At 60.0% G+C, this 17,235-nt stretch carries 15 protein-coding genes; 11 read left to right on the top strand and 4 right to left on the bottom strand.

All coding sequences use genetic code 11. The features are described from left to right. Window positions 1–52 precede the first annotated feature (52 nt). Window positions 53–1,045, bottom strand: a complete 993-nt coding sequence (locus tag AB4Z13_RS23935) for an aldo/keto reductase (protein WP_442206957.1) — start codon at window positions 1,043–1,045, stop codon at window positions 53–55. A gap of 110 nt (window positions 1,046–1,155) precedes the next feature. Here AB4Z13_RS23935 and AB4Z13_RS23930 point away from each other — a divergent pair, with 110 nt between their 5' ends. The 3 genes from AB4Z13_RS23930 (at window position 1,156) to AB4Z13_RS23920 (ending at window position 4,987) form a co-directional block, all read left to right on the top strand. Continuing rightward, window positions 1,156–2,061: a LysR family transcriptional regulator gene (locus tag AB4Z13_RS23930; RefSeq protein ID WP_442206956.1), complete on the top strand. Its 906-nt coding sequence runs from the start codon at window positions 1,156–1,158 to the stop codon at window positions 2,059–2,061. 134 nt (window positions 2,062–2,195) lie between these two features. Next, on the top strand, window positions 2,196–3,443 hold the full coding sequence (locus AB4Z13_RS23925) for a TCR/Tet family MFS transporter (RefSeq protein WP_113325104.1): 1,248 nt from the start codon (window positions 2,196–2,198) through the stop codon (window positions 3,441–3,443). Window positions 3,444–3,583: 140 nt separating this feature from the next. After that, window positions 3,584–4,987 (top strand): MATE family efflux transporter, encoded by a 1,404-nt coding sequence (locus AB4Z13_RS23920; protein ID WP_442206955.1) that lies wholly within the window; start codon window positions 3,584–3,586, stop codon window positions 4,985–4,987. A 118-nt stretch (window positions 4,988–5,105) separates the two neighbouring features. Here AB4Z13_RS23920 and AB4Z13_RS23915 read toward each other — a convergent pair whose 3' ends face one another. Both AB4Z13_RS23915 and carA read right to left on the bottom strand, forming a co-directional pair. After that, complete coding sequence (locus AB4Z13_RS23915) at window positions 5,106–5,426, bottom strand: antibiotic biosynthesis monooxygenase (protein WP_442206954.1); 321 nt, start codon at window positions 5,424–5,426, stop codon at window positions 5,106–5,108. A gap of 114 nt (window positions 5,427–5,540) precedes the next feature. Further along, complete coding sequence (carA, locus tag AB4Z13_RS23910; protein ID WP_442206953.1) at window positions 5,541–6,746, bottom strand: glutamine-hydrolyzing carbamoyl-phosphate synthase small subunit; 1,206 nt, start codon at window positions 6,744–6,746, stop codon at window positions 5,541–5,543. Between the two features lie 368 nt (window positions 6,747–7,114). Here carA and AB4Z13_RS23905 point away from each other — a divergent pair, with 368 nt between their 5' ends. Further along, window positions 7,115–7,567 carry a GatB/YqeY domain-containing protein gene (locus AB4Z13_RS23905; RefSeq protein WP_113185705.1) on the top strand — a complete coding sequence of 151 codons (453 nt, stop codon included), beginning with the start codon at window positions 7,115–7,117 and terminating at the stop codon, window positions 7,565–7,567. On the opposite strand, the gene AB4Z13_RS23900 is transcribed toward AB4Z13_RS23905, so the two are convergent. Beyond that, the gene (locus AB4Z13_RS23900; RefSeq protein ID WP_442206952.1) at window positions 7,548–8,444 is read right to left on the bottom strand and encodes a hypothetical protein; all 897 of its coding nucleotides are present in this window, start codon (window positions 8,442–8,444) and stop codon (window positions 7,548–7,550) included. The genes AB4Z13_RS23905 and AB4Z13_RS23900 overlap by 20 nt on opposite strands. A gap of 666 nt (window positions 8,445–9,110) precedes the next feature. Between AB4Z13_RS23900 and dnaG the strand changes: the two genes are divergently transcribed. The 7 genes from dnaG to AB4Z13_RS23865 all read left to right on the top strand — a co-directional run bounded on the left by dnaG (window position 9,111) and on the right by AB4Z13_RS23865 (window position 16,992). After that, a complete protein-coding gene (gene dnaG / locus AB4Z13_RS23895) occupies window positions 9,111–11,126 on the top strand; it encodes a DNA primase (RefSeq protein ID WP_113324530.1) in 2,016 nt (671 codons plus the stop codon). Further along, a complete protein-coding gene (gene recQ / locus AB4Z13_RS23890) occupies window positions 11,126–12,991 on the top strand; it encodes a DNA helicase RecQ (protein WP_442206951.1) in 1,866 nt (621 codons plus the stop codon). The genes dnaG and recQ overlap by 1 nt, the downstream gene beginning before the upstream one ends. A gap of 75 nt (window positions 12,992–13,066) precedes the next feature. Continuing rightward, window positions 13,067–13,528: a cupin domain-containing protein gene (locus tag AB4Z13_RS23885; protein WP_442206950.1), complete on the top strand. Its 462-nt coding sequence runs from the start codon at window positions 13,067–13,069 to the stop codon at window positions 13,526–13,528. Between the two features lie 61 nt (window positions 13,529–13,589). Then, entirely contained in the window at window positions 13,590–14,318 is a 729-nt protein-coding gene (locus AB4Z13_RS23880; protein ID WP_442206949.1) for a class I SAM-dependent methyltransferase, read from the top strand. Window positions 14,319–14,385: 67 nt separating this feature from the next. After that, window positions 14,386–15,573: a glycine C-acetyltransferase gene (locus AB4Z13_RS23875; RefSeq protein ID WP_113324499.1), complete on the top strand. Its 1,188-nt coding sequence runs from the start codon at window positions 14,386–14,388 to the stop codon at window positions 15,571–15,573. Between the two features lie 23 nt (window positions 15,574–15,596). Further along, window positions 15,597–16,634, top strand: coding sequence for an L-threonine 3-dehydrogenase (tdh, locus tag AB4Z13_RS23870; protein WP_113324500.1), 1,038 nt, complete (start codon window positions 15,597–15,599; stop codon window positions 16,632–16,634). Between the two features lie 10 nt (window positions 16,635–16,644). Continuing rightward, window positions 16,645–16,992 (top strand): GFA family protein, encoded by a 348-nt coding sequence (locus tag AB4Z13_RS23865; RefSeq protein ID WP_442206948.1) that lies wholly within the window; start codon window positions 16,645–16,647, stop codon window positions 16,990–16,992. The last annotated feature ends 243 nt before the right edge of the window (window positions 16,993–17,235 follow it).

Here is a 17,235-nt window from a genome sequence, read left to right as displayed (position 1 = left end):
TCAGGATATTCGGCACCCTGCCCGAAGGCAGGGTGCCGGTCAGCCGGGCAGCTTACTTTTCGCTGTCCATGTGCTTGAGCTGAGCTTCAGGATAACGGGCGCCCTTGGCGGCCCCCTTCGGCACGGCGCGTTCAATGGCGGAGAGATCGTCTGCGGTGAGTTCCACTGCGCGGGAGCCGAGCGCTTCCGTCAGCCGGTCGCGGCGGCGGGCGCCGACCAGCGGTACGATATCCTTGCCCTGTGCCGCTACCCAGGCGATCGCGACTTGTGCGACCGAGGCGCCCTTGAGGGTGGCGATCTTCCGGAGTTCTTCCACCAAAGCAAGGTTTTCATCGATATTGCCTTCCTGGAAGCGCGGACTGACGGCCCGGAAATCGCCTGCGCCCTGCTGGCCTTTCTGCCAGTGGCCGCTGATGAGGCCGCGCGACAGCACGCCATAGGCTGTGATGGAGATGCCGAGCTCACGGGTCGCGGGCAGGATCTCACCTTCGATGCCGCGGGAGATCAGCGAATATTCGATCTGCAGGTCGGCAATCGGTACGACGGCAGCGGCCCGGCGGATCGTATCGGCGCCGACTTCGGACAGCCCGACATGGCGGACGTAACCAGCCTTGATGAGATCTGATATCGCGCCGACCGTGTCCTCGATCGGCACATTCGGATCGAGGCGGGCAGGGCGGTAGATGTCGATATAATCGACGCCTAGGCGCTGCAGCGTATAGGCAAGGAAGTTCTTCACGGCGATCGGGCGCGCGTCGTAGCCGTTCCAGCCATTGGAGGGATCACGCAACGCCCCGAACTTGACGCTGATGATGGCGTCTTCGCGCTTGCGGCCCTTGAGCGCCTCACCGATCAGCATTTCATTATGGCCCGTGCCATAGAAGTCGCCTGTGTCGAGCAGGTTGATGCCGGCATCGAGCGCTGCGTGGATGGTCGCAATGCTTTCAGCGCGATCAGATGGGCCGTACATGCCCGACATGCCCATGCAGCCAAGGCCGATAGCCGAGACTTCTGGACCGGTTTTTCCCAAACGATAGGTCTGCATTTTCTTCTCCTTCAGCGGCGCCCGACGGCGTCTTCGGATGCTGTTTTACCGCAGCCGAATTTGTGCGATAATCCGGATAGTCTCGAACGGGCCGTACGGGAAAATGCACAATGGACGACCTTCCCCTCAGTGATCTGGATGCCTTTGCCGCAATTGCAAGAGAGCGCAGCTTCCGCTCCGCAGCCCGCAAGCGCGAGGTTTCTGCGTCGTCGCTGAGCGACTCCCTGCGGCGCCTCGAAGAGCGGCTCGGTGTCAGGCTTCTCAATCGTACGACGCGCTCCGTCACGCTGACGGCGGCGGGCCAGCGATTGCTCGAGAGGCTTTCGCCGGCGCTTGCGGAAGTGGCGGCCGCGCTCGGTCAGCTCGACAGTTTTCGTGACAGTCCGGCGGGCACGCTCAGGCTCAACGTGCCTGGTATCGTCGTAAAGCTCTTCATGGCCGATCTCGCCGTGCGGTTTCTGGCGCTCTACCCGCAGATCACGCTGGAGATCATTGCCGAAGATACATTCATCGATGTGCTGGCCGCCGGCTTCGATGCCGGCATTCGTTATGACGAGCGGCTGGAGCGCGACATGATTGCCGTGCCGATCGGTCCGCGCCGGCAGCGCTATGTGACGGCGGCTGCTCCCGCCTATCTGGAAAAGTGGGGCGTGCCACAACATCCGCGGGATCTGCTGGAGCATAGCTGCATCCGCCATCGCTTCATCAGCGGCGCTTCGCTTGCCTGGGAATTCGAACGGGGTGACGAAGTGCTCGTGATTACGCCATCCGGTCCCATCATCGCCAATGCTGTGGAGATGGAGATCGAGGCCGCCCTTGCCGGTCTCGGCGTCATCCGTACCTTTGAAGAACTGCTTGCGTCAGGCATTGCTGAGGGCAGGCTAGTGCCGATCCTTGAGGAATGGGACAGCGAATTTTCCGGCCCCTTTCTCTATTATCCGAGCCGCCACCACATGCCCGCGCCATTGCGGGCTTTTGTCGATTTTGTACGGATGGAGCAGCGAAAGAACGCGTGAACCATCTGTTTCGGCGGTCTCTCCATCAAAAACATTGAAATGTTCACGTATTGTTTCGGTCATTCCAATCGGCTATGTCATATATCCGGCGACGAGATCGTCTTTCCAGAAAATATCAGCTGTAGAGATGTCTTATGCTTGATCCGAAATTCGTTCGCCGCGGCCTTTTCCTGGTCTTCATCATTCTCTTTCTGGACGTTATCGGCATTGCGATCATCATGCCGGTACTGCCTGTTTATCTGGAGCAATTGACGGGCGGCACGGTCAGCGATGCAGCCGTGGACGGCGGCTGGCTGATGCTGATCTACTCGCTGATGCAGTTTCTGTTTGCGCCGCTGCTCGGAAACTTGAGCGATCGTTTCGGGCGCCGTCCGATCCTGCTGCTCTCGGTGCTGACCTTCGCGTTCGACAATTTCATCTGCGCCATCGCCACCAGTTATTGGATGCTCTTCGTCGGCAGGGTGCTCGCGGGCATCAGTGGCGGCAGTTTCGCCACCTGCTCGGCTTACATTGCCGACATCAGCAATGAAGAGAACCGCGCCAAGAATTTCGGCCTAATCGGTATCGCCTTCGGTGTCGGTTTCACCGTCGGCCCCGTGATCGGCGGCTTCCTTGGCGAGTTCGGGCCGCGCGTGCCGTTCTATGGTGCCGCCGCGCTTTCCTTCATCAATTTTGTTGCCGCCTGTTTCCTGCTGCCGGAAACGCTCGAAGCGAAGAACCGCCGTACCTTCGAATGGAAGCGCGCAAACCCGCTCGGCGCTTTGCGGCAGATGCGGCACTATCCCGGCATCGGCTGGGTTTGCCTCGTGATGTTCCTATTTTTCCTCGCCCATGCCGTCTATCCCTCGGTCTGGCCCTTCGTCTCGACCTTCCGCTATGGTTGGAGCGAAGGGCAGATCGGCCTGTCTCTCGGCCTCTACGGGATCGGCGCCGCTGTGGTCATGGGACTCGTTCTGCCGCGTGTCGTGCCTGTACTCGGTGAATGGAAGACGGCGCTGCTCGGCCTGTGTTTCTCGATGGCCGCCCTCACAGGTTATGCTTTCGCCTGGGAGGGCTGGGTCGTCTATACCGTGATCGTACTGACGGTTATGGAGAATGTTGCCGATCCGCCGCTGCGCAGCATTGCCGCCGGCAAGGTGCCGCCATCCGCACAGGGTGAGTTGCAGGGCGCGCTTACCAGCATCGGCAGCATCACGACGATCATCGGCCCGCTGATCTTCACCCAGATGTTCGGCTATTTCACCAAGCCGGATGCACCTATCACCTTTGCCGGCGCGCCCTATCTGCTGGCCGCTTTCTTCATCCTCCTTGCTGCGGTTGTATTCCTGACGCGGGTGACGACATCGAAAACACCGGCACAAGCCTTCAACGCAGCGGAGTGATCCATCAAAAACAGTGAAGCCGTGATGAATTTTTCAGCATCTGCCTGTTTTGGGGTGGTTCTTTGCGTCGCTTTGCTCTAAGCCGACATGATATTTTGCCGCACTGCGGCCCTTAACGATTCAATCTCAGGAATAGTGTCATGGACACGCCGATCGACGTGCGCGCCGTTGCGCCTGCAAACGACAACCGCTGGTCTGCGCATTTTCGCGCCACGCTGATGCTCGGCGTGCCGCTGATCGGCGCTCAGCTCGCGCAATTCGGCATCGGCATGACCGATGTGATGATCGTCGGTCAGCTCGGAGCAGAGCACTTGGCCGCCATGGTGCTTTCCGCGCAGTTCCTGTTCACGATCCTGATTTTCGGTTCTGGCTTTGCGATTGCCGTTATCCCGATGGTGGCCCAGGCCTATGGCCGCGGCGATGTCGTGAGCGTGCGCCGGTCGCTGCGCATGGGTATCTGGGTCGTCATCTGCTACTGGTTGCTGATGCAGCCGGCCTTCTACAATTCCGAGGCAATACTGCGTTATTTCGGGCAGAAGCCTGAAGTGGCGAAGCTTGCCCACGGTTATATCATCATCGGTCAGTTCGGTGTGCTGCCGGGTCTGCTCTATAATGTCATGCGCGGGCTTGTCAGCGCCATCGGCAAGGCTGGCGTCATTCTCCAGGTCACCATCGCCATGCTGGTGCTGAATGCGATCGGCGCCTACATCCTCGTGCTCGGCCATTTCGGTCTGCCGGTCATGGGGCTGGAAGGGGCCGCCATCGTGTCCGTTGCGGTGCAGGCGGCCGGTTTCCTCTTCATCCTCTCCTATGTACAGGGCAGGGAGGAGACGCGGCGCTATGAGATTTTCGTGCGCTTCTGGAAGCCGGACTGGCATGCCTTTTTCGAAGTCATACGCTTGGGCCTGCCGATCAGCATCACCATCCTCGCCGAAGTGAGCCTCTTCACGGCAGCCTCGCTGCTGATGGGCCATATCGGTACGATCGAGCTTGCTGCGCATGGCATCGCTCTGCAGTGGGCATCGATGGCTTTCATGATCCCGCTCGGTCTCGGCCAGGCGGCAACGGTGCGGGTCGGTGTCGCGCACGGGCAGGGCGATCATACCGGGCTGGTACGCGCGGCGATCACGGTGCTGATCATCGCCAGCATCGCTGCGATCATCGGCAGTGTCATCTTTGCGACCGTGCCGCAGCTTCTGGCGCGCCTGTTTCTCGATGTCAGCCTGCCGGAAGCGCCCGAGGTGCTGGCCTATGCCGGTCCGCTGATCGTCATCGCCGGTCTCTTCCAGTTCGTCGATGGCGTGCAGGCGATTGCCAGCGGCTTGCTGCGTGGGCTGAAGGATGCGCGCGTGCCGATGATCCTGGCGTTGATTGCCTATTGGCCGATCGGCTTTTTCCTCGCCTGGGCCTTTGCCTTCCCGCTCGGTCTCGGCGGTCTCGGCATCTGGCTAGGCTTTCTTGTCGGGCTTGCGGCCGCGGCCGCCATGCTCTGCACGCGCTTCTATATTCTCGTTCGCCGGGAAGGGGCTGCGGCCGGCGCCTGAGCCGGCCGTCCTACAGCATCGGCCCGAAGATCGGAATCGATTTTCGGAAGCCTAATGCGTAGATTCAAAGAGTTAGAACGTCCTTTGTGCGTCCGAATGGACGCACGGCGCTCTAGTATCAGGCGGCCACGGGCTTGTAGCTGGCGATATCTGCGCGGATGCCGAGGCGCGCAAACATTTCCTGCGGGTCGAAATTGGCGGCCTTGTGGGCTGCAGCAACGACCGCCCGCACGCGTTCGACGACATCGGCGCTTTCCCATTCGGCAACCGTGACGAAATTGAATTCGCCGGGGCCGGCAACCTGTTCCAGCACCGTATGATTGATGAAGCCGCCCTGTGCCTCCAGCACCTTATGGGTCATCATCACATTGACGAGAAATTCCTCGCGCGCCGCAGCTGGTACGACGAATTTGTCTATCCTGTAGAAAGCTCCGCTCATCCGATCTTCTCCTGCATCTGATGTGTTGCAGGCAGTTCTGTAATTCCTCAAGTTAAGTTGAGGTCAATATGCCGGCAAGAAAAAAGGCCCGCCTGAGCGAGCCTTGATCCGGTATCAGCGTTCGGCGAGTGCCGCTTCGCCCTTCTTCTCGCGCACCATGTTAACAAAGCGGCGGAAGAGGTAGTGGCTGTCCTGCGGGCCGGGAGAGGCTTCCGGGTGGTGCTGGACGGAAAAGACCGACTTGCCGAGAACGCGCAGGCCGCAATTCGTGCCGTCGAACAGCGATACGTGAGTCTCTTCAACGCCTTCGGGCAGCGACTTCGTGTCGACCGCGAAGCCGTGGTTCATGGAGACGATCTCAACCTTGCCGGTCGTGTGATCCTTGACCGGGTGGTTTGCACCGTGATGGCCCTGGTGCATCTTCTCGGTCTTGGCGCCGAGTGCCAGGCCCAGCATCTGGTGGCCGAGGCAGATGCCGAAGACCGGGATATCGGTGCTGATCAGTTCCTTGATGACTGGCACGGCATATTCACCTGTAGCGGCCGGGTCGCCCGGGCCGTTCGACAGGAAGATGCCATCCGGCTGAAGGGCGAGCACATCCTGGGCACTCGCCGTTGCCGGCATGACCGTGACCTTGCAATCGAGACCGGCGAAGAGGCGCAGGATGTTGCGCTTCACACCGTAATCCAAGCAGACGACATGGTACTTGCTGTCGGCGGCGGCGAGTTCACCGTATCCTTCGTTCCAAACCCAAGGTGTCTGCGACCACTGCGAGGACTGGCCGGAGGAGGCGATCTTGGCGAGGTCGAGGCCTTCGAGGCCGCTCCACGCCTTGGCTTCCGCCTTCAGCGCTTCGATGTCGAAATTTCCCGAAGGATCGTGAGCGATGACGGCGTTGGGCGAGCCGTTCTCGCGGATCCAGGCCGTTAGCGCGCGGGTGTCGATGCCGCAGAGGCCGATGATGCCGCGGGCCTTCAGCCAGGCGTCGAGATGCTTGGCAGCACGGTAGTTCGAGGGCGCGGTGATATCGGCCTTGAAGATCACGCCGACCGCGCCGTGGCGTGCTGCAGGCGTCAGGTCTTCGATATCCTCTTCGTTGGTGCCGATATTGCCGATATGCGGGAAGGTGAAGGTGACGATCTGACCGAGGTAGGAGGGGTCGGTGAGGATTTCCTCGTAGCCGGTGAGCGCCGTGTTGAAGACGGCTTCCGCCTGAACGCTGCCGGTTGCGCCAATACCCTTGCCTTCGATGACGGTGCCGTCGGCAAGAACGAGCAGGGCGGTCGGCTTTTCGGTTGTCCAGGGTGCTGTCGCGGTCATCTTCATCCCGTTTCCGGCGGGCTTGGCGTTCTGAAAACGCGAGCCGGCCATTTGATCTCGCAGGTGCAGGCGCGCGGCTTTTGCCGCGTTTGACGCCTGATCACGAATTTTGGTGCAGGTGGCGGTAGATAGCCACGCTCTCTGCCTAGGTCAATCTTTGTACTGCAGATTGCGGCACTTTTCCTGCCGATATTGCCGGGATTCTCGCAATTTATTTGATCCCACACATCAGCGTGGTTTATGAAAGCGCCATTCCAGAGCGGTGGGCCGGGAAACGGATTCGCCGCTTCAAGTTTTTGTTCAAGCATCGGCTTATCTGAAAAGCCCCTTCACACTTTTCGGTCCGGTGCTTCAGAAGGAGTAATGACATGCTGCGCGATCAACTCGCCACCCAGCTCAAGGAAGCCATGAAGGCGAAGCAGATGGAGCGTCTCGGCACCATCCGCCTCATCCAGGCCGCGATCAAGGATCGCGACATCGCCAATCGCGGCGTCGGCAAGGAAGAGGCGGGAGACGACGAAGTGCTGCAGATCCTCGCCAAGATGGTGAAGCAGCGCGATGAGTCGGCGAAGATCTACGAAGAGAACGCCCGCCCCGAGCTTGCAGCCAAGGAGCGCGCGGAAATTGTCGTTATCCAGGACTTCATGCCGAAGCAGCTTTCCGACGATGAGGTGCGTGCCAATATCGCCGCCATCATCAAGGAAGTTGGCGCAGAAGGCCCGAAGGACATGGGCAAGATCATGGCTGCCCTGAAAGAGCGCTATGCCGGACAGATGGACTTTGCCAAGGCTTCGGGCACCGTCAAAGAGCTGCTGAAATAAGGCGCCTTGCCTGCGGTTGTTCTTCGACCGCAGGCCCAAGCGCGGCTTCGGCGGCTGAATCGATGATGGCGAATTTCGCCGCCTGATAGTTCCAATATTCGAGCACGAAACCGCGGGAGAGCCAGAAATCGCCCTTTCTCGGCGGTTCGGTCCATCCCACGCTTCCCATATCGGCGGCCTGCGCGAGCAGGCGTTTCAGGTGGGTATTGGAAATCATGAACTGATCGCGAATCTCGCGCAGCGACAACGGGCCGACGATGACGCGATCGGCAGAACGCGGAAAGCCCGGCAGGCGCGAAATCAGATAGTCCATCACGAGGCCGCCGGAATTGGCCCAATTAAAGAGATTGAAGGTAGCGCCCGGATCGCGCACTGCTTGGGTTTCGATGATCTTCTTGGCGATTATCGGCTGCAGGCGGGCGATCAATGTTGGATCGGCCATCAGATTTTTCGCGCGGCGGCCGCCATCGAGGCTATCCAGAATCATCAGATGGGCGACCAGCCATTTGGTAAAATGATGCTCCGCCGTTTCCGTCGGCTCAAGGAAGCGCGTACGTTTGTCATCGCCCGGAATGGGACGCAGAAACCGGTAGACCAGCATTTCCTGCACGAAGGCAGCTGCCGTGTTGCGGCTGGCGATCTTGTTCTGGATGACGAAATCGATGAAGCGGCCGGAATAGAGGCCGCGCCTCTCTTCACCAGGATAGCCGTAATAGAGAGCAAAACCAGTATGCGCCATCAGCCAGCGCTGCTGTGCGGCGAATATCGATGCAATACGCGGGCTGTCGCGATAAATCGCGAGCATTTCATTGGCACAATGAAGAATTGCAGCAAGAAAACTATCGTCGGCTGCAAGATTTTCTGCGGTGTAGGCCATAGCGCTGTCCAGGAGTTTCGCGCATTCATTTGCCACGCCTATTGGAAGTGTCAATGCTTTTGTATTTTAGGGGTTAATTGGTAAGGTAAAGCTCAATAAAAGCGGCGGCGTATAGCCCAAAAATTAAGAAGGCAGGAGCTGGGGGCGCTCCTGCCTTCTTGCTCTTTGCTTCCGTCAGCGACGCAGGGTCGAAACCCAAGCCGGCGGGTATTTGCAAAGGCACCCTTGCGAGGCGGCGCCGGGGGTAGGGATGGTGCCTCGCTTGGGGATCGCTTTGTTGAGTTCGAACTTATGGCCAGCCCCCGGCTTATTCAAATTACAAAAATATAATAATCCCGGATTCGGCCTTTCGGGATGTGAATATGGAGTTCGGCCGCGCACTCCGAAAAAGCCTGGGCAACCCACTCCGATCTCTTTTAACTGATTGTTTTTTCATATTCTTTCTCCGAACCGGCTTTCCGCGATATGGACGGCGCCATTCTCTCGGAACTTGGAAAATGTCAAAAATGTCGCACCCCCAGTCAGGGGCCGATAACACGTTGTTGAGTGGCATTGGCCGACGTTTGTGACAATGTCCTGCGCCCTGTGAAAAGCGGGATTTACGGCAGAAGTTTCGTGGCGCGGCGCGGTAAAGCTGCTTATATGGATGTTCTGCAAGAGGTAGAGATGCGCTTTTCCCCCACCTTCCTGGACGATATCCGCGACCGCGTTCCCATTTCGAACGTGATTGCGCGGCGCGTGGGCTGGGACAAGCGCAAGACCAACGTGTCGCGCGGCGACTATTGGGCCTGCTGCCCTTTCCATGGCGAGAAGTCGCCGAGCTTCCATTGCGAGGATCGCAAGGGCCGTTACCATTGCTTCGGCTGCGGCGTGACCGGAGATCATTTCCGCTTCCTGACCGAGCTCGAAGGCCTGAGCTTTCCCGAGGCGGTGCAGACGATCGCCGACATGGCCGGCGTGCCGATGCCGGTCGCCGATCCGCAGATGGAAAGACGCGAGAAGGAGCGTACCTCGCTTCTCGACGTCATGGAAATGGCGACCCAGTTCTTTCAGGACCAGCTGCAGACGGCGAATGGTGCGAGGGCACGCGCCTATCTGCGCGACCGCGGGTTGACGGGGCGCACCATCGAGACCTTCCGGCTCGGTTTTGCACCCGACAGCCGCAATGCGCTTAAGGAATTCTTGGCCGGCAAGGGTGTCAGCAAGGAGCAGATCGAGGCCTGCGGGCTTGTGGTGCACGAGAATGTGCCTGTTTCCTACGACCGGTTCCGCGACCGCATCATGTTCCCGATCCTGTCGTCGCGCGAGAAGGTCATTGCTTTCGGCGGACGCGCCATGTCACCGGATGCGCCGGCGAAATATCTCAATTCCAACGAGACCGAACTCTTCCACAAGGGCAACGTGCTCTACAATTTCGCCCGGGCGCGTCGCGCGATGCAGGGCGCAAATGGCGAAGGCACCATCATTGCCGTCGAAGGCTATATGGATGTCATTGCGCTGCATCAGGCCGGTATCGAGAATGCCGTGGCACCGCTCGGTACGGCGCTGACCGAAAACCAGCTCGATCTGCTCTGGAAGATGACGTCGCAGCCGGTGCTCTGCTTCGATGGCGACGGCGCCGGCATTCGCGCCGCCAACCGCGCCGCCGATCTGGCGCTGCCGCATCTTAAGCCGGGGCGGAGCGTGCGTTTTGCGCTGCTGCCTGACGGCAAGGACCCCGATGATCTCGTGCGTCAGGACGGCAGGGCGCCTTTCGACAAGGTCATGGCGCAGGCAAAGCCGCTGTCGGAAATGCTGTGGGACCGCGAGGCGAGAAACGGGACCTTCGATACGCCTGAGGCGCGCGCCGAGCTGGAAGCACGGCTGAAACAGCTCGTTGCCGTCATTGGTGACGAGAATGTGCGGCGCCATTACCAGCAGGACATGCGCGACCGGCTGAACAGCTTCTTCCAGCCGCAGTTCCAGAACCGCGGCGGCGACCGGCGCAACTTCGGTGGCGGCAGCAATTTTTCAGGAGGCAGCAATTTCGGCGGGGGCAATTTCCGTGGGCAGAAGGAGCGGGGCGGGAAGGCCGGAGGACCTCGAACGCAGGCATTCGCATCGGATCGCCTGACCCGTTCGGGGCTCGTGCGTGGCCATCAGGAAAATGCGGCGCTCCGGGAGTGTGTGCTGGCGCTGACCGTCGTCAACCATCCCGCGCTGATGCTGGACGATTATGATGAGATCGCTGCCATCGATTATGACAATCGCGATCTGCAGAAGCTCTGGTCGGCGATGCTGGGAGCAGCTGCCGTTGTCGCCGGGCCACATCTGACGCGTGATTACCTGTTGGAATGCCTTGATGTCGCCGGCTTCGGTTCGCTCCTGAAAAACCTTGACCAGCAGGTGCGTAATGCCCGGCTCTGGACGGCTACCGAGCAGGCAGCGATGGAAGATGCCCGTGAGGGTTATCGCCAGGCGCTCGCCTTCCACAAGCGCGCCAAGGATCTGCGCTGGCAGAAGATCGAGCTGGAGCGTGATATCGCCCAGGCGACCGAGGCGGGCGACGATGCCGAGATCGACCGGCTGATGCGCGCTTCGCAGGAAGTGCATTTCGAGGCGTTGCGGCTCGAAAACCAGGAAGCCATTATCGATGGCTTCGGTGTGCTCTCCGGGCGCGTCAAGGGCGCTGCGAGCCACTGATGTCGCAGACTGAAAGCCACGAGCCGCTGTTTTCCGCATCCGATGCGCTGTTTTCAGGCGCGGCCAAGCCGCTCGATGTGCTGAAGCGTGTCTACGGCTATCCCGCCTTTCGCGGGCGGCAGCAGGAAGTCGTAGAGCATGTGGTTGCCGGTGGCGATGCCGTCGTGCTCTTCCCGACAGGTGCGGGCAAATCGCTCTGCTTCCAGATTCCGGCTCTTTGCCGCCCGGGTCTTGGTATCGTCGTCTCGCCGCTGATTGCGCTGATGCGTGATCAGGTGGAGGCGATGAAGCAACTCGGGATCCGTGCCGCGGCACTGAATTCCTCGATTTCGCGCGAGGAGTATGGCGCGATCCGTCGCGGCATTTCCTCTGATAATCTCGATCTGCTCTATGTGACGCCCGAGCGCATCCTGATGGATGGGTTCCGCGAGCTGATCGGCAATACGAAGATCGCGCTCTTTGCTATCGATGAAGCGCATTGTGTCTCGCAATGGGGCCACGATTTCCGGCCGGAATATCGCGAACTCGGCAAGCTTGCGGAACAGTATCCCGGTGTGCCCCGCATCGCGCTGACGGCGACGGCCGATCCGCATACGCAGGAGGATATTATCGAGCGGCTGATGCTCGACAATGCCGAAGTCTTCACCACCAGCTTCGACCGGCCGAATATTTCCTATGAGATCGTTGAGCGCGACCAGCCGCGCCAGCAGCTCCTGCGTTTCCTTTCCGGCCACAAAGGCAATAGCGGCATCGTCTATTGCCTGTCGCGGGCCAAGGTGGAGGAAACCGCCGACTGGCTGAACACCCAGGGCATACGGGCGCTCGCCTATCATGCCGGCATGGACCGAGCGCTGCGCGACGCCAACCAGGATGCGTTCCTGAAGGAAGAAGAGCTTTGCCTTGTCGCGACAGTTGCCTTCGGCATGGGCATCGACAAGCCGAACGTGCGTTATGTCGCCCATCTCGATCTGCCGGGCTCGGTGGAGGCCTATTATCAGGAGACGGGCCGCGCCGGACGTGACGGCCTGCCGTCCGAGGTGTGGATGGCCTATGGCATGGCCGACGTGATCCAGCGCCGGCGGATGATCGACGAGGGCAATGCGGCCGACGAGATCAAGCGCATCGAGCGCGGCAAGCTGAATGCGCTGCTGGCGATCTGCGAGACGGCTTCCTGCCGGCGCCAAGCGATCCTGGCGCATTTCGGCGAGGCGCATGGTGGCAAATGCGGCGGTTGCGATACCTGCCTGAAGCCGGTCGAGACATGGGACGGGACCGAGGCGGCGATCAAGGCGCTGGCTGCGATCTACCGCACCGGCGAGCGTTTCGGCGCCGGGCATGTGATCGATGTGCTTGTCGGCAATAGCAATGAAAAGACCGAACGCTTTCGCCATGTCGATATGCCTGTTTTCGGCGCAGGCAAGGATATTGCCGTTCGCACCTGGCAATCGGTCTATCGCCAGCTGATGGCGATGGGGCTGATCCGCGTCGACCATGAGGCGTTCGGAGCCCTGAAGCTCGAGCCGGAGGCGCGCGCCGTCTTCAAGCGTGAGCGTGAGGTCTTCTTCCGCAAGGATCGCGCGCCTTCCGAGCGCAGAGCGAAGAAGACTGAGCGAGCGGAGCGCAGGACCGGGCTTTCAGGGGCGGATGGCACGCTCTTCGAAGCGCTGAGGGCCGAGCGCATGTCGATTGCCAAGTCACTCGGCGTGCCGCCCTATGTTGTCTTCCCGGATACGACGCTGATCGCCTTTGCCACCGAGCGGCCGCGCAGCCGCAAGGAGCTTCTCGGCATTTCGGGCGTCGGCCAATCGAAGCTCGAGCGTTACGGCGACGCTTTCCTCGATATCATTCTCTCCCACGACGAATAGTCCGGTTGCACCTGCCTTCCGCTGCAATCGGCACAGATCTCTGCTAGGGTTGCTCCAGAGTTTGGGGGAACTTCAATGGCACATTTCAACAGAGCAGTCACATCACTGCCCGGGCGCGAGCGGATTGCCAGACATCCGCATGGCGGGCAGGTCTTCATTCATGCAACGGCGGAGGAAACCGCCGGCGCCTATGGCATATGGGAAACCTTCTCGGCGCCAGGCACCGGCCCGTCGCGGCATATGCACACGCGGGAGACGGAGGTCTTTCGGGTCATCGAGGGGAGCTATCGTTTCTGGTGCGGAAACGAGATGATCGAGGCGCCCGTCGGCTCCGTCGTCGTGCTGCCGCCGAATGTTCCGCATCATTGGCGCAATGTCAGCGATGGCATGGGCCGGATGATGGGCTTCGTCACGCCTGGTGGCTTCGAGCATTTCTTCGTGGAGCTCGAACGGGCTGGTGCGGCGACACCGGAATCGATCTTGCCGATCCAGCATAGGTTCGGCCTCGTGGAGATCGGCGACGGTCCCGATCCCTGAGATGCCCGATCCTTGAGATGATGATGGATGGTATCCTATAAGGGCCATCCGGAGGATTATCATGAGCCAGAATATCTATGACACGGCGGAGTTCTTCGCCGGATACAGCGCCATGCGCCGCTCGGTCGAAGGGCTTGAGGGTGCGGCCGAATGGCCGGCGGTTCGGGCGCAATTACCTGATCTCACAGGCAAGCGGGTGGTCGATCTCGGCTGTGGTTTCGGCTGGTTTGCCCGCCATGCTCGCTCGGTGGGTGCTGCAAGTGTCCTCGGCCTCGACATATCCGAGAACATGATCGGCCGGGCTAGGGCGGATACGCATGATGAGGCGATCACCTATGGGATTGCCGATCTCGAAGAGCTGGAACTGCCGGAAGCCTCATTCGATTTCGCGCATAGTTCGCTCGCTTTTCACTATGTCAAAAATTTCGAGCGGCTTGTCGCCACAGTCTACCGGGCGCTCGTTCCCGGTTCGCGTTTCGTCTTTACGATCGAGCATCCGATCTTCATGGCGCCGCGCAATGCCGGCTGGAGCACGGATGCCGATGGGCAGCGCATATGGCCGCTCGACGGCTATGCCGTCGAGGGAAGCCGCACAACGGACTGGCTGGCGAAGGGTGTCGTCAAGCAGCATCGCCGCCTCGGCACGACTATCAATATGCTGATATCGGCTGGTTTTACGATCCGCCATGTCGAAGAATGGGCGCCGAACGAGCAGGATCTGACCGCGCATCCCGAATGGGTCGAAGAGCTCGACCGGCCGATGTTTCTGCTGATCTCGGTCGAGCGTTGAGCAAGACAAGCCAGCGGCAATATGCTAACCGACGCTCAGACGGGAAACATCAAGAGAAGGGCCCTCAATGACCTCGAATTTCCTCTCGCACCTGCGCGGCGAACTGGCTGCGCTCAAGGATGCCGGCCTCTATAAATCAGAGCGCGTCATCACGTCGAAGCAGGCCGGCGAAATCGCCGTTGCCTCTGGTGAACGCGTGCTGAATTTCTGCGCCAACAACTATCTTGGCCTTGCCGATAACGAGGAACTGGCGGACGCCGGTAAGAAGGCGCTTGACCGTTACGGCTACGGCATGGCCTCGGTGCGTTTTATCTGCGGCACGCAGGAAGAGCATAAGCAGCTTGAAGCCCGTATCTCGTCCTTCCTCGGCATGGAAGACACGATCCTCTATTCCTCCTGCTTCGATGCCAATGGCGGTCTGTTCGAGACGCTGCTGTCCGAAGAGGACGCGATCATTTCCGATGCGCTGAACCATGCCTCGATCATCGATGGCGTGCGCCTCTCCAAGGCCAAGCGTTTCCGCTACGCCAATAATGATATGGCGGCGCTGGAAGAAGAGCTGAAGAAGGCCGAAGGCAGCCGCTTCAAGATGATTGCGACCGATGGCGTCTTCTCCATGGACGGTATCATCGCCAATCTCCAGGGCGTCTGTGATCTTGCGGAAAAGTACGGTGCGATGGTCATGGTGGACGACAGCCACGCCGTCGGCTTCGTCGGCAAGCATGGCCGCGGCTCGCCGGAATATTGCGGCGTCGAAGGCCGTATCGATATCATCACCGGTACGCTCGGCAAGGCGCTCGGCGGCGCGTCCGGTGGTTATACTTCGGCTAAGGCCGAGATCGTCGAGTGGTTGCGGCAGCGCTCGCGCCCCTATCTCTTCTCCAATACGCTGGCGCCGGTCATTGCCGCCGCCTCGCTGAAGGTCTTCGACCTCATTGAAAATGGCGATGCGCTGCGTGAGCGGCTGACGGCCAATGCATCGCTCTTCCGCTCCGAAATGACCAAACTCGGCTTCACGCTGGCGGGCGAGGGTCATGCGATCATCCCGGTCATGCTGGGCGATGCGAAGCTTGCGCAGGATATGGCGGCACTGATGCTGAAAAAGGGCGTCTATGTGATCGGCTTCTCCTTCCCCGTCGTGCCGAAAGGGCAGGCGCGTATCCGCACCCAGATGTCGGCTGCGCATTCGAAGGCGGACGTGGAGCGGGCGATTGCCGTTTTTGCCGAAGCGGGCCGTGAACTCGGCGTTATCTAAGAGCCTTGAGGAGAGAAAAGATCATGTCCAACATGATGAAAGCACTGGTCAAGGCGAAGCCCGAAGTCGGCCTCTGGATGGAGAACGTGCCGGTGCCGGAAGTCGGCCCGAACGACGTGCTGATCCGCGTGAAGAAATCGGCGATCTGCGGCACGGACGTGCATATCTGGAACTGGGATCAGTGGGCGCAGAAGACCATTCCGGTGCCGATGGTGGTCGGTCACGAATTCTCGGGCGAGATCGCCGAGATCGGCTCCGCCGTTACCAAATACCGCGTCGGCGAACGTGTTTCCGGCGAAGGCCATATCGTCTGCGGCAAATGCCGCAACTGCCGTGCGGGCAGGGGGCATCTTTGCCGCAATACGCTCGGCGTCGGCGTTAACCGGCCGGGCTCCTTCGGCGAGTTCGTCTGCATTCCGGAAGCCAATGTCGTTGCCATCCCCGACGATGTCACGGATGAGATCGCAGCGATCTTCGATCCGTTCGGCAATGCCGTTCACACCGCGCTCTCCTTCGATCTCGTCGGCGAAGACGTGCTGGTGACGGGTGCGGGGCCGATCGGCATCATGGGCGCGCTGGTTGCCAAGCGTTCCGGTGCACGCAAGGTCGTCATCACCGATATCAATCCGAACCGGCTCGATCTTGCCCGCAAGCTCGGCATCGATCACGTCGTGGATGCTTCGAAGGAAAACCTCGCCGATGTGATGAAATCGATCGGTATGACCGAAGGCTTTGATGTCGGACTTGAAATGTCAGGTGCCGCGCCCGCATTCCGCGACATGATCGACAAGATGAACAATGGCGGAAAGATCGCCATCCTCGGGATTGCGCCTGCTGGTTTCGAGATCGACTGGAACAAGGTGATCTTCAAGATGCTGAACCTCAAGGGCATCTATGGCCGCGAGATGTTCGAGACCTGGTACAAGATGATCGCCTTCGTGCAGGGTGGCCTGGATCTGTCGCCGGTTATCACTCATCGCATCAAGATCGACGAATTTCGAGATGGTTTCGAGGCGATGCGCTCGGGCAATTCCGGCAAGGTCGTGATGGATTGGATGTGAGAAGACGGAAATGAAATACGAGGGAAGCTGCCACTGCGGCAATATCGCCTTTACGGTTGAAGGCGCGTTTACGGAAGCAGTCGATTGCAACTGCTCGCTCTGCCGCCGGCGCGGCGGGCTTCTGGGCTTCGTGCCACGGGAGAAGCTGCATCTGACGGTGCCGGAAGAAAACCTGTCGACCTATACGTTCAACAGCCATGCCATCAAACATCACTTCTGCGCCAAGTGCGGCATCGCGCCCTTTGGGGAAGCGACGGCGCCCAATGGCATGGAGATGGCATCCGTCAATCTGCGCTGCATTCCGGCGTTCGATCTGTCTGCCCTGACGGTGAATGCGTTCGACGGTCTGTCGCGGTAAGCCGGCTTTCTTGTTCGACGCAGCAGCGGCGTTGCGACGTCGAACTCACGCAAAGTCAAGTGCAGAATTTTTCTGCCCTTGTCTTTCCCTGGTGACATACTAAATAAGCGTAGCAATCGCTGGCGCGGTTCAAAGCCTGTGGATAAGGCTTTTTCCGGGTTTTCGGGGGCTTTTTTTCTGGAAAAGCTTGACGAGAACAAATTTTGTGGGAATCACCGTTCGACTTGAGCGGTGAACTGGGTC

Source organism: Rhizobium sp. YAF28 (assembly GCF_052113285.1).
GTDB lineage: Bacteria > Pseudomonadota > Alphaproteobacteria > Rhizobiales > Rhizobiaceae > Rhizobium.
The sequence above is the reverse complement of the archived record's forward strand: the minus strand, read 5'-3'. Positions and strand labels throughout refer to the sequence as shown.

What these genes read in the sequence shown, in the direction of transcription:
- AB4Z13_RS23935 (WP_442206957.1), bottom strand. Translation starts at nt 1,045, where the DNA reads ATGCAGACCTATCGTTTGGGAAAAACCGGTCCAGAAGTCTCGGCTATC.
- AB4Z13_RS23930 (WP_442206956.1), top strand. Translation starts at nt 1,156, where the DNA reads ATGGACGACCTTCCCCTCAGTGATCTGGATGCCTTTGCCGCAATTGCA.
- AB4Z13_RS23925 (WP_113325104.1), top strand. Translation starts at nt 2,196, where the DNA reads ATGCTTGATCCGAAATTCGTTCGCCGCGGCCTTTTCCTGGTCTTCATC.
- AB4Z13_RS23920 (WP_442206955.1), top strand. Translation starts at nt 3,584, where the DNA reads ATGGACACGCCGATCGACGTGCGCGCCGTTGCGCCTGCAAACGACAAC.
- AB4Z13_RS23915 (WP_442206954.1), bottom strand. Translation starts at nt 5,426, where the DNA reads ATGAGCGGAGCTTTCTACAGGATAGACAAATTCGTCGTACCAGCTGCG.
- carA (WP_442206953.1), bottom strand. Translation starts at nt 6,746, where the DNA reads ATGACCGCGACAGCACCCTGGACAACCGAAAAGCCGACCGCCCTGCTC.
- AB4Z13_RS23905 (WP_113185705.1), top strand. Translation starts at nt 7,115, where the DNA reads ATGCTGCGCGATCAACTCGCCACCCAGCTCAAGGAAGCCATGAAGGCG.
- AB4Z13_RS23900 (WP_442206952.1), bottom strand. Translation starts at nt 8,444, where the DNA reads ATGGCCTACACCGCAGAAAATCTTGCAGCCGACGATAGTTTTCTTGCT.
- dnaG (WP_113324530.1), top strand. Translation starts at nt 9,111, where the DNA reads ATGCGCTTTTCCCCCACCTTCCTGGACGATATCCGCGACCGCGTTCCC.
- recQ (WP_442206951.1), top strand. Translation starts at nt 11,126, where the DNA reads ATGTCGCAGACTGAAAGCCACGAGCCGCTGTTTTCCGCATCCGATGCG.
- AB4Z13_RS23885 (WP_442206950.1), top strand. Translation starts at nt 13,067, where the DNA reads ATGGCACATTTCAACAGAGCAGTCACATCACTGCCCGGGCGCGAGCGG.
- AB4Z13_RS23880 (WP_442206949.1), top strand. Translation starts at nt 13,590, where the DNA reads ATGAGCCAGAATATCTATGACACGGCGGAGTTCTTCGCCGGATACAGC.
- AB4Z13_RS23875 (WP_113324499.1), top strand. Translation starts at nt 14,386, where the DNA reads ATGACCTCGAATTTCCTCTCGCACCTGCGCGGCGAACTGGCTGCGCTC.
- tdh (WP_113324500.1), top strand. Translation starts at nt 15,597, where the DNA reads ATGTCCAACATGATGAAAGCACTGGTCAAGGCGAAGCCCGAAGTCGGC.
- AB4Z13_RS23865 (WP_442206948.1), top strand. Translation starts at nt 16,645, where the DNA reads ATGAAATACGAGGGAAGCTGCCACTGCGGCAATATCGCCTTTACGGTT.